Annotated in this window: 6 protein-coding genes; 5 read left to right on the forward strand and 1 reads right to left on the reverse strand. The window is 66.8% G+C overall.

Annotated elements, in window-relative coordinates; genetic code table 11:
- The first annotated feature begins 270 nt into the window (after positions 1-270).
- The 5 genes from RPPS3_RS23805 to RPPS3_RS23825 all read left to right on the forward strand — a co-directional run bounded on the left by RPPS3_RS23805 (position 271) and on the right by RPPS3_RS23825 (position 13,547).
- Positions 271-5,262: a 2-oxoacid:acceptor oxidoreductase family protein gene (locus RPPS3_RS23805; protein ID WP_107346255.1), complete on the forward strand. Its 4,992-nt coding sequence runs from the start codon at positions 271-273 to the stop codon at positions 5,260-5,262.
- Positions 5,259-8,093 carry a sulfide/dihydroorotate dehydrogenase-like FAD/NAD-binding protein gene (locus RPPS3_RS23810; protein WP_107346256.1) on the forward strand — a complete coding sequence of 945 codons (2,835 nt, stop codon included), beginning with the start codon at positions 5,259-5,261 and terminating at the stop codon, positions 8,091-8,093. The genes RPPS3_RS23805 and RPPS3_RS23810 overlap by 4 nt, the downstream gene beginning before the upstream one ends.
- 216 nt (positions 8,094-8,309) lie before the next feature.
- On the forward strand, positions 8,310-11,390 hold the full coding sequence (gene polA, locus RPPS3_RS23815) for a DNA polymerase I (protein ID WP_107346257.1): 3,081 nt from the start codon (positions 8,310-8,312) through the stop codon (positions 11,388-11,390).
- A 691-nt stretch (positions 11,391-12,081) separates the two neighbouring features.
- Positions 12,082-12,645 (forward strand): orotate phosphoribosyltransferase, encoded by a 564-nt coding sequence (gene pyrE, locus RPPS3_RS23820; protein WP_013504533.1) that lies wholly within the window; start codon positions 12,082-12,084, stop codon positions 12,643-12,645.
- 101 nt (positions 12,646-12,746) lie between these two features.
- Positions 12,747-13,547, forward strand: coding sequence for a DUF2865 domain-containing protein (locus tag RPPS3_RS23825; protein WP_107346258.1), 801 nt, complete (start codon positions 12,747-12,749; stop codon positions 13,545-13,547).
- A gap of 219 nt (positions 13,548-13,766) precedes the next feature.
- Here RPPS3_RS23825 and RPPS3_RS23830 read toward each other — a convergent pair whose 3' ends face one another.
- A complete protein-coding gene (locus tag RPPS3_RS23830; RefSeq protein ID WP_107346259.1) occupies positions 13,767-14,198 on the reverse strand; it encodes a hypothetical protein in 432 nt (143 codons plus the stop codon).
- Positions 14,199-14,214: the final 16 nt, after the last annotated feature.

Here is a 14,214-nt window from a genome sequence, read left to right on the forward strand (position 1 = left end):
TTGCTCTCTGATCCATATTTTTTGCGCTTTGATGCGCGTCAAATCAGGGGTTTCCCCTGCGTGCTACTGCACCGCACACAACGCAACATCTCTGCCAGCGAGGCCCTGATACCTCGCGAGCAGTCAATCTAAAGGCCACGAGGAGGTTCTGCCCGGCCGCTGCTTCAGCAGCCGCCCGGCATCGATACACCTTTCCCAAAAAATGGCCGACGCAACACGGCGGGTTCGCTCCGCCGATCCAACGCAGACACGCAAAAACGGACGGACCCCATGAACGCAAAATATCCTGGCATTCCCTCAGTGATCCACGGCAACGGCGCGGTCGCGCAGGTGATGGGGCATGTCTGCGGCGGCGTCATCGGCTACCCGATCACGCCTTCGACCGAGATCTCGGAAATCTATGAGGCGTTCCGCTCGTCCGGCGGCTGCAACGTCTGGGGCAAGCATCCGTTCTTCTTCGAACCGGAAGGCGAACACTCGGCGCAGTCCGGCGCGCTCGGCGCGGCGCTGACCGGCGGCAAGTTCATCTCCAACGCCTCGTCGTCCCAGGGCATCCTGTACGGCCTGGAGTCGCACTACGTCACCGTCGGCAAGAAGGTCGGCGGTTTCGTGCTGCAGGTCGCCGCGCGCGTGGTGTCGAAGCACTCGCTGAACGTGATGGCCGGCCATGACGACGTCTATGCGCTGCTGTCGTCGGGCTACACCATCCTGTTCGGCTCCAATCCGCAGGAAGCCGCCGACCTCGCCGCGATCTCTTATAAGGTCGCCGCGATGTCGCTGATCCCGGTCGCCAACGCGATGGACGGCTTTGCGACCTCGCACATGCTGTCCGAAGCCCTGATGCCGGAGCCGGACCTGCTGCGCGAATTCCTCGGCGACCCGGCCGGCCGTATCAAGTGCCCGACCGTGGCGCAGGAGATGCTGTTCGGCGCCAAGGGCCGCGTGTTCCAGCTCAAGCAGTATCTGCTGCGGCACGAAGCCGACTTCATGCCGTCCGACCTCGCCTCGCTCAGGAAATTCCTCGACGACAACGCCGACACGATCGAGACTGATAACGCCGGCACCATCGTGGTCGAGACCCTCGCTTACGTGCCGGAAGAGCTGCGCGGCCAGTGGAAGCGGCAGTGGATCAACGCGCCCGAGAAGGGCACCCGACAGCTGGTGCCGGCGCTGGTCGACATCGACAATCCGGGCCTGACCGGCGGCGTGCAGAACCAGCCCGACTTCCAGGCCGGCGCGGTCGACCACCGCACGCACTTCGCCAATTCGGTGCCGCGCTTCGTCACCGAAGCGATGGCCGAATACGCCGCGCTGACCGGCCGCGAATACAAGCCGGTGATGACCTATATGTGCGACGACGCCGAACACGTCGTGGTCGGCCTCGGTTCGGTCACCGACGACGCCGAAGCGGTCGCGGCTTATCTGCGCTCGCAGGGCAAGAAGGTCGGTGTGGTGTCGGTCAAGATGCTGCAGCCGTTCCCGGAAGCCGAACTGGTCGAAGCGCTGAAGGGCAAGACCGCCGTCACCGTGCTGGAGCGTTCGGAAGTCACCGCGCTGACCCAGCTGGTCACCCAGGCGCTGTGCAAGGCCCGCGAGAACGGCGACGCCGGCGTGCGTCACGCCGGCATCCCGGCGCTGACCAAGCTGCCGAAGATCACCACCGCGATCTTCGGCCTCGGCGGCCACGATCTGCAGCCGCGCGACCTGATCGCCTGCTACGCCAATATGGAGAAGCAGGACTCGGCGCCGTTCGTGTATCTCGGCACCAAGTTCTTCACCGAGAACCCGTCGCCGCGGATGGAAGCGCTGCAGAACCGGCTGAAGGCGGCGTATCCGGAAACTCAGTTTATGGCGCTGCCGACGGGGCAGAACCCGAACCTGCTGCCGCCCTCCGCGTTCCGCATCCGCTTCCACTCGATCGGCGGCTACGGCACCATCGCGTCGGGCAAGCTGCTGACCGACATCCTGGCCGGCGCGCTCGACATGCATTCGAAGTCGGCGCCGAAATACGGCTCGGAAAAGAGCGGCGCGCCGACCAACTACTACATCACGCTGTCGCCGGAGCCGGTGAAGATCACCAACGCCGAGCTGGAAGACGTCGAGATCGTGATCTCGCCGGACCACAAGGTGTTCGTGCACACCAACCCGCTGCGCGGCCTGGTTGCGGGCGGCACCTTCATCCTGCAGACCAACCTGTCGCCGCTCGAGGTGTGGCGTGATCTGCCGGCCAAGGCGCGCCAGACCATCCGCGACAAGAAGATCAAGTTCTACGTGATCGATGCCTTCGCGGTGGCCAAGCGCCACGCGCCGACCGCCGAACTCGAGACCCGCATGATGGGCATCGCCTTCATCGGCGCGGTGTGCGGCAACGTCGACCGCGTGGTCGCCGACGCTTCGCAGGACGCGATGCTCAACAAGATCCGTCAACAGATCTCGAAGAAGTTCGGCGCCAAGGGCGGCGACATCGTCGAGGGCAACATGGCGGTGATCCGCGAGGGTCTCGAAGCCACCCACAAGGTCGATTACGACGCCGCCGAGTTCGGCGAGGACGCCATCAAGGCCGCCCCGAAGGCCAAGCGCGACGCCTCGATCTCGGCCTCGATGTGCCGCGTCGCGGCGCCGGCTTCGGCCGCGGGCTTCCTCGATCCGGAGTACTATGACGACGTGCTCGCCGCGCCGTTCCGCGACGGCACCATCGCCGAAGCGCCGGTGCTGCCGGGCATCGGCATGTTCATGCCGGCCGGCTCCGCCGCCGCCAAGGACAAGGGCCTGTTCCGCCGCAACGTGCCGGAGTTCAAGGCCGACCTCTGCACCGGCTGTATGGAATGCGCGCTGGTCTGCCCCGACGCTGCGATCCCGAACGCGGTGCACGACATCCACGAACTGCTGCTGACCGCGATCAAGCAGCTCGACATCGCGCCCGCCCAGCAGGACGGCTTGCGCGAAAAGGTGCCGGCGCTGACCGAGGCGATCCGCGACGTGTATCGCTCCGGCAAGGACGACAAGCCGTTCCACGACATCGTGGCGCAGGCTGCCGAAGCGCTGAAGCTCGACAACGCCACGCTGAACCGCAACTTCGGCAAGCTGTCGGCGGCGCTGTCGGTGTATCCGGTGGCCCGCACCCGGCCGTTCTTCGACGCGATGGAGAAGAGCCAGCCGGGCACCGGCGGTCTGTACTCGGTGAGCGTCGACCCGTGGAAGTGCTCGGGCTGTCTCGAATGTATCGACGTCTGCGGCCCCGGCGCGCTGGTCGATCGTGAGCAGGACGAGCCGATGCTGGAGCAGCTCCAGGCGCGGTTCGAATTCCTCAGCCGCACCCCGAACACCCCGGCGCGGTTCACCGAAAGCGCGACCAAGCCGGAAGGCGAGACCAAGCGCCTGATGCTCGATCGCGCCAATTACTACGCGACCACCGGCGGCCACGGCGCCTGCCGCGGCTGCGGCGAAGTCACCGCGATCCGTCTGGTCACCTCGACCAACCACGCGATCCACGACAAGCGCCGCAAGGACCACATCCGCGAGCTGGAGACCCTGATCGACCAGCTCAATGCCAAGCGGGCGCTGGTCGCCGGCGACGAGGCGCGCGCCGCCCGGATCGACCAGACCCTGAAGACGCTGGAGAAGCGGCTGTATCTCTATGAGAGCGGCCCGACCGGCAACGGCCCGTCCGGCATGGTGATCGCCAACGCCACCGGCTGCTCGAGCGTGTATGCGTCGACCTTCCCGTTCAACCCCTACACCGATCCGTGGGTGAACAGCCTGTTCCAGGACACGCCTGCCGTCGCGAAGGGCATCTTCGAAGGTCTCACCGCCAAGGCGTCGGAGGACTTCCGGGCGCTGCGCATCGCCAAGCTCGAACTGGCCGACGCCTATGATGCGGCCAAGCACGACGGCTACTTCCGCTACTTCGGCTGGAGCGAATTCACGCCGGAAGAGCGGTCGATGCTGCCGACCGTGCTGAGCATGGGCGGCGACGGCGCCACCTACGACATCGGCTTCGGCGCGCTGTCGCGTCTGCTCGCCACCAAGACCCCGATCAAGGTCGTGGTGCTGAACACCGGCGCCTATTCCAACACCGGCGGCCAGACCTCGACGGCGAGCCTCACCGGCCAGGACAGCGACCTGTCGCGGTTCGGTATCGCCCAGCACGGCAAGCAGGAATCCCGCAAGGAGCTCGGCCTGATCGCCTCGTTCCATCCGAACGTGTTCGTGGTGCAGACCGCGACCGCGCTGCAGGGCCACTTCCTGAAGAACGTGATGGAGTTCCTGAACCACACCTCGTCGCCGGCGGTGCTCGACGTCTATACGCCATGCCAGGCCGAGCACGGCATCGGCGACGCCGTCGCCAACCGCCAGGCGCGTCTTGCGGTCGAAAGCCGGATGAATCCGGTGTTCGTCCACGACCCGCGCAAGGGCAGCAAGCTCAACAACTGGTTCTCGCTCGACGGCAACCCCGAGGCCGACCAGGACTGGGCCACCAAGACGATCGAGTACGTCGATGAGAGCGGCAAGCCGCAGCTTCTCAAGGCCAAGCTGACGCCGGCCGACTTCGCCCACACCGAAGTCCGCTTCCGCAAGCAGTTCAAGCCGCTGAAGAAGGACGACGGCGCCCTGCCGATCGACGAATACGTCGCGCTCGATCCGGCGGCGCGCGCCGGCAAGACGCCGTTCATCTACGCCACCGATGCCGACAAGAAGCTGATCAAGCTTTCGGTCGGCGAGACCGTGGTGGCGCTGGTGGAAGAACGGCGGAAGTACTGGCGCACGCTGCAGTATCTCGGCGGCTTCGACGTCCGTGCACTCGATGAAGCGCACAGCGCCGAACTGGCCGCGCTGCAGCACCAGTACGACGAACAGGTCAAGGCCCGCGAAAGCTCGCTCGATCAGATCGCGCGCGGCATGAGCGAGCTGGCGGCCTCTTCGAACGCGCCGGCTGCCGGCGGGCTCGCCGGCCTGATGGCCGGGCTGGCGCCCGCTCCGGCCGCCGCGGCGGCGCAGACCAACGGCGCCAAGCAGGCGAACGGCAACGGCGCCGAGCCGATCCACATCGACGATGCGGACCTCGGCAAGTGCACCAACTGCAAGAGCTGCTACCAGGACGTGCCGGAAGTGTTCGAACTCACCAAGATCGTCGTCGACGGCGCCCCGAAGGACGTCGCCCACGTCATCCCGGGCGTGTTCAGCAAGCTCAAGGTCACGCCTGAACTGTCGGCCAAACTGAGCCGCGCAGCGGCCAACTGCGATGCGGAGATCATTCGATGAGCGACGTCACCGGAACGGTCTCCAGCGACGTGCTGCGCTACCAACAGGCGCGCAGCACGCTGGAAAGCTCCAAGAGCGAGCTGGAAGAGCTGCAGAACAGCGAAGCTGTCGGCATCTTCCAGAAGCAGCTCGCGCTGCTGCAGAAACGCCTGGTCAACGACCCGGCGTCGCTGCGCAACATGTTCATCGCCGACGGCACCCAGGCGATCATCTGGGAATTCCAGCAGCCGGAGCTGGGTGAAGCCTTCACCACCACGCTGTGGAATCTGCTCGCCCGCGGCGACGACATGTCGACGATCCTGCAGCGCTTCATCTGGGCGCTGCCGCTGAAGTTCAAGCGCAAGTTCATCAAGGCGATCGACGTACACCTGCGCGGTCGCTACCCGATGTTCGAGAACCTGTCGGAAGGCTGGCCGGGCGAAGCGTTCATCCCGCCCTATATCCGTCCGGCGGAAGAGCGCGCGATCGACTTCGAACTCGTGAACCAGGGCTATCTCGGCTACCAGTCGATCGGCTACTCGCTGCGCGAGTGCGAGCTGTTCGTCTGGTTAGAGGTGATGCGCGACAAGCAGTGCGACGACAAGCCGTGCGAGCTCGGCGTGCTGATCCAGGGCCGGAAGGAAGCCAAGGGCGGCTGCCCGGTGAAGATCCACATCCCCGAGATGCTGGATCTGCTCGGCAACGGCAAGCATCGCGAAGCCTTGGAGCTGATCGAGAGCTGCAACCCGCTGCCGAACGTCACCGGCCGCGTCTGCCCGCAGGAACTGCAGTGCCAGGGCGTCTGCACCCATACCAAGCGGCCGATCGAAATCGGTCAGCTCGAATGGTACCTGCCCGAGCACCAGAAGCTCATCAACCCGAACGCCAATGAGCGGTTCGCCGGCCGGATCTCGCCGTGGGCCGCGGCGGTGAAGCCGCCGATTGCGGTGGTCGGCTCCGGTCCGTCGGGCCTGATCAACGCGTACTTGCTGGCGGTCGAGGGCTTCCCGGTCACAATCTTCGAGGCGTTCCATGACCTCGGCGGCGTGCTGCGCTACGGCATTCCGGAATTCCGCCTGCCCAACACGCTGATCGACGACGTCGTCGAAAAGATCATCCTGCTCGGCGGCCGTTTCGTGAAGAACTTTGTGGTCGGCAAGACCGCGACGCTCGAAGACCTCAAGGCCGAAGGCTTCTGGAAGATCTTCGTCGGCACCGGCGCAGGCCTGCCGACCTTCATGAACGTGCCCGGCGAGCATCTGCTCGGCGTGATGTCGGCCAACGAATTCCTGACCCGCGTCAACCTGATGCGCGGCCTGGACGACCGCTACGAGACGCCGCTGCCCGAAGTGAAGGGCAAGAACGTGTTCGTGATCGGCGGCGGCAACACCGCGATGGACGCGGCGCGCACCGCCAAGCGGCTCGGCGGCAACGTCACCATCGTGTATCGCCGCACCAAGAGCGAGATGCCGGCCCGTGTCGAGGAGCTGCATCACGCGCTGGAAGAAGAGATCAATCTCGCGGTGCTGCGCGCGCCGCGCGAATTCATCGGCGACGACCACACCCACTTCGTCACCCACGCGCTGCTCGACGTCAACGAGCTCGGCGAGCCGGACAAGTCCGGCCGCCGCAGCCCGAAGCCGACCGGGCAGATCGAGCGGGTGCCGGTCGACCTCGTGATCATGGCGCTGGGCAACACCGCCAACCCGATCATGAAGGACGCCGAGCCGGGCCTGAAGACCAACAAATGGGGCACCATCGAGGTCGAAGAAGGCTCGCAGCGGACTTCGATCAAGGACGTCTACACCGGCGGCGACGCCGCCCGTGGCGGCTCCACCGCGATCCGCGCGGCCGGCGACGGCCAGGCGGCGGCGCGCGAAATCGTCGGCGAGATTCCGTTCACGCCGGCCGAGATCAAGGACCGGGTCGAACGCGCCGCGAAGTACACCGAGCTCGGCCAGGTGGCGCAGACCATCGTCAACAAGGTGCCGCTGGCCGGCGGCATCGTCGAGTTCACCGTGCGGGCCCCGATGGTGGCGCGCTCGGCCCAGGCCGGACAGTTCGTCCGCGTGCTGCCGTGGGAGAAGGGCGAACTGATCCCGCTGACGCTGGCCGATTGGGACGCCGAGAAAGGCACCATCGACCTCGTCGTGCAGGGCATGGGCACTTCGTCGCTGGAGATCAACCGGATGGCGATCGGCGATGCGTTCTCCGGCATCGCCGGCCCGCTCGGCCGCGCCAGCGAGCTGCACCGCTACGAGGGCAACCAGACCGTGGTGTTCTGCGCCGGCGGCGTCGGCCTGCCGCCGGTGTATCCGATCATGCGCGAGCACCTGCGGCTCGGCAACCACGTCACGCTGATCTCCGGCTTCCGCGCCAAGGAGTTCCTGTTCTGGACCGGCGACGACGAGCGCGTCGGCAAGCTGAAGAAGGAGTTCGGCGACCAGCTGTCGCTGATCTACACCACCAATGACGGCTCCTACGGCGTCAAAGGCTTCGTCACCGGCCCGCTCGAGGAGATGATGAAAGCCAACCAGGAAGGCAAAGGCCGCACCATCGCCGAGGTGGTGGCGATCGGCCCGCCGCTGATGATGCGGGCGGTCTCCGACCTCACCAAGCCGTATGGCGTGAAGACCGTGGCCAGCCTCAACTCGATCATGGTGGACGCGACGGGGATGTGCGGCGCCTGCATGGTGCCGGTGACCATCGACGGCAAGATGGTCCGCAAGCACGCCTGCATCGACGGCCCGGAAATCGACGCCCACATCATCGACTGGGACAAGTTCCTGCCCCGCTTCAACCAGTTCAAGACGCAGGAGCTGGAGAGCAAGAAGAAGCACGGGTTCGTGTAGGGCACCGCGTACGCAACACCGTCATTGCGAGCGAAGCGAAGCAATCCGGCTCCGTGCACCGAGCTGGATTGCTTCGCCGCTTCGCTCCTCGCAATGACGGACGAGAGGCTTTCGCTGAAATGGCCGGGTTCGCCCGGCCTTTTTCGTTGGCGTCCCCGGCGGATCTGGTGGCTGGAAAGGGGTGCCAAAAGCCCCAAGACCCCTTAAGTTGCGGCCATGCCGAAAAGCTCCAAGTCCGCCGCTGCGACGCCTGCCGCTTCCTCCGCCACGCCCCCTGCCCCGGCCGGCGTCAAGCCGCCCGGCAAGGGTGACCACGTGTTCCTGGTCGACGGCTCGTCGTACATTTTCCGCGCCTATCACGCGCTGCCGCCGCTCAACCGCAAATCCGACGGGCTGCAGGTCAATGCCGTGCTCGGCTTCTGCAACATGCTGTGGAAGCTGCTGCGCGACATGCCGCCGGAGAACCGGCCGACGCATCTGGCGATCATCTTCGACAAGTCGGAAGTCACCTTCCGCAACGAGCTCTACCCCGAATACAAGGCGCACCGGCCGCCGGCGCCTGAGGATCTGATCCCGCAATTCGGCCTGATCCGCGAGGCGGTGCGGGCGTTCGATCTGCCGTGCCTGGAACAGTCCGGCTTCGAGGCCGACGATTTGATCGCCACCTACGTGCGCGAGGCCTGCGAGGCCGGGGCGACGGCGACGATCGTGTCGTCCGACAAGGATCTGATGCAGCTCGTGACCGACTGCGTGGTGATGTACGACACCATGAAGGACCGCCGCATCGGCGTGCCCGAGGTGATCGAGAAATTCGGCGTGCCGCCGGCCAAGGTCGTCGAGGTCCAGGCGCTCGCCGGCGACAGCGTCGACAACGTGCCGGGCGTGCCGGGCATCGGCATCAAGACCGCGGCGCAGCTGATCAATGAATATGGCGACCTCGACACGCTGCTGGCGCGCGCCGCCGAGATCAAGCAGCCGAAGCGGCGCGAGGCGCTGATCGAGAACGCCGAGAAGGCGCGGATCTCGCGCAAGCTGGTGCTGCTCGACGACCATGTGAAGCTCGACGTGCCGCTGGCCGAGCTCGCGGTGCACGAGCCAGACGCGCGCAAGCTGGTGGCGTTCCTCAAGGCGATGGAATTCACCACGCTGACGCGGCGCGTCGCCGAATATGCCCAGATCGATCCGTCGGATGTCGAGGCGGAGACGGCGTTGAAGTCGGCCGTTCCGCCGCTGGCGAGGAGCGGCGTTGCCGCGAGCGGCGATTTGTTTGCGGGGCAAGAGCCCTCACCCCAGCCCTCCCCCGCAAGCGTGGGAGGAAGCGCGCCGCAAGCGGGGCAAAGTGGTCCGCTGAATGCGGGCCGCGGCCGCGACGGCAAGCCGGGCGTCGTGCTGTCGCCGGAGACGCTGGTGGCCGCGCGGGCCGAGGCCGCCCGCAAGGTCCCGGTCGATCGCACCGCCTACAAGACGCTGCGCACGCTGGACGAGCTGCACGCTGTCATCGCCCGCATCCACGACACCGGCGTGGTGGCGCTGGAAGCGGTCGCGACCTCGATCGATCCGATGCAGGCGGAGCTGACCGGCGTTGCGCTGGCGCTCGGCCCGAATGATGCCTGCTACATCCCGCTCGGCCACAAGCAGGCCGGCGATGGCGACGGCCTGTTCGCTGCCGGCCTCGCGCCCGATCAGCTCGGCACCCGCGACGCACTCGATGCGCTCAAGCCGGTCTTCGAGTCCGCAGGCGTCGCCAAGGTCGGCTTCGCGATCAAGTTTGCCGCAGTGCTGCTGGCGCAGCATGGCCTGACCTTGCGCAACATCGACGATCCGCAACTGATGTCCTACGCGCTCGATGCCGGCCGCGGCAGCCATGGGCTCGATGCGCTGTCCGAGAGCAATCTCGGCCATACGCTGCACACGCTGACCGAGCTGACCGGCACCGGCAAAAACAAGATCGGCTTCGATCAGGTCGGAATCGACCGCGCCACCGCCTATGCGGCCGAACGCGCCGACGTGGCGTTGCGGCTGGCGCGCGTGCTGAAACCGCGCCTTGTCGCAGGCAGCATGACCGCGGTGTACGAGACACTGGAACGTCCGCTGGTCGGCGTGCTGGCGCGGATGGAGCGGCGCGGCATCTCGATCGACCGACAGGTGCTGTCGCGGCTGTCGTCCGATTTCGCCCAGACCGCGGCGCGGATCGAGGCCGAGATCCGCGAACTCGCCGGCGAGGACATCAATATCGGCAGCCCGAAGCAGCTCGGCGACATCCTGTTCGGCAAGATGGGCCTGCCGGGCGGCAGCAAGACCAAGACCGGCGCGTGGTCGACTTCGGCGCAGGTGCTCGACGAACTCGCCGAGCAGGGCCACGAATTCCCGAAGAAGATTTTGGAGTGGCGGCAGGTCAGCAAGCTGCGCTCGACCTACACCGACGCGCTGCCGACTTACGTGCATCCGCAGACCCATCGCGTCCACACCACCTACGCGCTCGCCGCGACGACGACGGGCCGGCTGTCGTCGAACGAGCCGAACCTGCAGAACATCCCGGTGCGCACCGAAGACGGCCGCAAGATCCGCCGCGCCTTCGTGGCGACGCCAGGGAACAAGCTGGTGTCGGCCGACTACTCGCAGATCGAACTGCGCCTGCTCTCCGAAGTCGCCGACGTCCCGGCTTTGCGAAAAGCGTTTCAGGACGGCATCGACATTCACGCCATGACCGCGTCGGAGATGTTCGGCGTCCCGGTGGAAGGCATGCCGTCGGAGATCCGCCGCCGGGCGAAAGCGATCAATTTCGGCATCATCTACGGCATCTCGGCGTTCGGCCTCGCTAACCAGCTCGGCATCCCGCGCGAGGAAGCCGGCGCCTACATCAAGCGCTACTTCGAACGCTTCCCCGGCATCCGTGCCTATATGGACGAGACCCGCGATTTCTGCCGCACGCATGGTTACGTCACCACGCTGTTCGGCCGCAAATGCCACTACCCGGACATCAAGGCCTCGAACCCGTCGATCCGCGCCTTCAACGAACGCGCCGCGATCAACGCCCGGCTGCAAGGCTCCGCCGCCGACATCATCCGCCGCGCCATGGTGCGGATGGAGGACGCGCTGGCCGAAAAGAAGCTCAGCGCCCAGATGCTGCTGCAGGTCCATGACGAACTGATCTTCGAAGTGCCGAAATCCGAGGTCGAGGCGACGCTGCCGGTGGTCCGCTCGGTGATGCAGGACGCGCCGTTCCCGGCGGTGATCCTCAACGTCCCGCTGCAGGTCGATGCGCGGGCGGCGGATAATTGGGACGAGGCGCACTAAGCATCTCGGTCGCTTTTTTCGGAGCTGATCCGCAGCGGGCACTGCGCAACCTCGCCCGCTTGCGGGAGAGGTCGACGCGCGAAGCGCGGTGGGTGAGGGCACTCCTCTCCGCGAGACGCGGACTCACTGCTCGGGACGCCCTCACCCCAACCCTCTCCCGCAGGCGGGAGAGGGAGCGCGCTGTGCCCGTAGCTCGTTGGGAAATACTGATCCGCCGCGGGCGCTGAGCAACCTCGGCCGCTTGCGGGAGAGGTCGACGCGCGAAGCGCGGCGGGTGAGGGCACTCCCCTCCACGAACCGCGAACTCACTGCTCGGGGCGCCCTCACCCCAGCCCTCTCCCGCGGGCGGGAGAGGGAGCGCGCTGTGCCCGTAGCTCGTTGGGAAATACTGATCCGCAGCGGGCGCTGAGCAACCTCGCCCGCTTGCGGGAGAGGTCGACGCGCGAAGCGCGGCGGGTGAGGGCACTCCCCTCCACAACACGCGGACTCACTGCTCGGGGCGCCCTCACCCCACCCCTCTCCCGCAGGCGGGAGAGGGAGCGCGCTGTGCCGGGCGGCGCTGCAGCGGCCAATACGGCGGGCGCTGTAGGCGTTTGCCCCGTTGATACCTCCACCGCGCCGCTGGCATCCGTGCCTCCTCGGGGCTAGATTGCGGCGTTTTTCGCAGAGCCAAAGCCCAGAGAGTCCGCCCGTGTCCAAATCCGCGTCCCGCGCCCGCCTTGCCGACATCATCCGCACCCGCTCGTTCGGCCGGGGGGAGATCACGCTCGCGTCGGGGCGCAAGAGCGACTTCTATTTCAACCTGAAGCCGACGATGCTCGATCCCGAGGGTGCCGCGCTGCTCGCCGAATTGACCTATGAGGCGCTGCGCGACGAGAAGGTCGACTATGTCGGCGGGCTGGAGATGGGCGCGGTGCCGCTGGCCGGTGCGATCGCGCAGCTGTCATGGCTGAAGAACCATCCGATCGCGGCGTTCTTCGTGCGCAAGAAGCCGAAGGAACATGGCGCTCGGCTGTCGGTCGAAGGCTTGGCGAAGGGCGAGAGCCTGGCGGGCAAGCGCTGCGTCATCGTCGAGGACGTCACCACCACCGGCGGGTCGGCCATCAAGGCGGTCGAAGCGGTGAAGGAATCCGGCGCCGAGATCGTGCTGGTGCTGACCATGGTGGACCGCGAGGAAGGCGCCACCGAAGCTTTCGCCGAGGCCGGGCTGCCGTTCCGGTCGCTGTACAAGGCCAGCGAGTTCCTCAACACCTGAGCGCCGCGGACGCCGCCGGAAACCCGGCGTTTACCATCCCATCCTAAAGTCGCGACCAACAGCGGGCTTGCCGCGGGTGGTTGCGTCGGTGGAGTGGGCGTTTGCGTCAATTGCTTACCAGTTCACGCCTGCGGCGCCGCGTTTTCGCTCTCGGCGCGGCGCTTGCGCTGCCGCTGCTCGCCGCTCCTGAAATCGCCTCGGCGCAGAACCTGCTCGAGTTCCTGTTCGGCGGCGCCGGCCCGCAACGGCCGCAGCACGGCGCCCCGGCCCAGGCCAACTTTTTCGCCGACCCGTTCGGCCTCAATCAGCAAAACCAGCCGCCGCAACCGCAGCGCCAGGCCTCCGCCGGCGGCGGTCCGGCGTTCTGCGTGCGCAGCTGCGACGGCAAGTACTTCCCGCTGCAGCTCCGCGCGGGCGCCAGCCCGGCACAGATGTGCCAGGCGTTCTGCCCGGCCGGCAACGCCAAGGTGTATTACGGCAGCCAGATCGACGGCGCCCGCTCGGCGAGCGGCGAGCGCTATGCCGACTCGCCGAATGCGTTCGCCTATCGCAAGGCGCTGAAGGCGGACTGCACCTGCAACGGTCGCGATCCGGCCGGCCTCGCGCAAATCGACCTGTCGCAGGACACCTCCCTGCGCGCCGGCGACATCGTCGCCACCGCCGATGGCCTCGCCGCCTACACGGGCGTGCGTCTCGGCGTCGAGCAGATGCCGGACTTCACCCCGGTCGCCGACTATCCGGGCCTGACTCCCAGCCTGCGCGCCCGCCTTGGCGAGATGAAGGTGGCGCCGGTCAACGAGCAGATCGCCGAACAGGCGCCCCCGGCACTCGGCCGCGACGTCTCACTGCCGGTCGAGACCCCGAAGCCCATCCCCCACGGCCGCCGCGCCGGGATCGACTGAGCTACCCCTCGCGCCCCCCGTGTCATTCCGGGGCGCGCGAAGCGCGAACCCGGAATCCCGAGATTCAGGGCACCTCAGCGGCGCAGCTCGGGGAGGCTTCTCGGCCAAACAACCGCGGGATTCCGGGTTCGCGAGCTATCGCTCGCGCCCCGGAATGACATCTTGGGGCTTGCGGGCTTCGCGCGCCGGAGAGACTCTGACGATCAGGAGCTGGGACGCCTACCTGCCGACGATCACGCCGATCACGTTCGGGGCGGCGCGGTAGGATTCCTCGAGGTGGGCGCGGGCGGCGGCGCGGTTTTCGGCGGTCAGCAGGCCGCGGGCTTCGGCGAGGATCATCCAGCAATAACCCCACCAGTCGCTGAGCATACCGGTGTCGTCGACCAGGTCGTAGCCATGCTCGGCTGCGAAGATCCGCGCGGTGCCCTCGTCGAGGGTGTCGAGCCAGGTCAGATCAGCAGGATCGAACATCTCGTCGACCAGATCGTCCGGGCAATAGCCCCAGATCGAAACGCACACCGCGTTGAACTCGCGGTCGAGCTGATCGTCATCGACCCATTGCCGGCGGGCGAGCTGATGCAGCCGCGACAGGGAGCGGGCGAAGTCGGCGATCCGGGTGAGCGCCGTCTGATCGAAGGCGATGGTGGACATCTCGTCCTCGGAAGCT

The sequence above is a fragment of the Rhodopseudomonas palustris genome (assembly GCF_003031265.1).
In the GTDB taxonomy this organism is placed as follows: Bacteria; Pseudomonadota; Alphaproteobacteria; order Rhizobiales; family Xanthobacteraceae; genus Rhodopseudomonas; species Rhodopseudomonas palustris_H.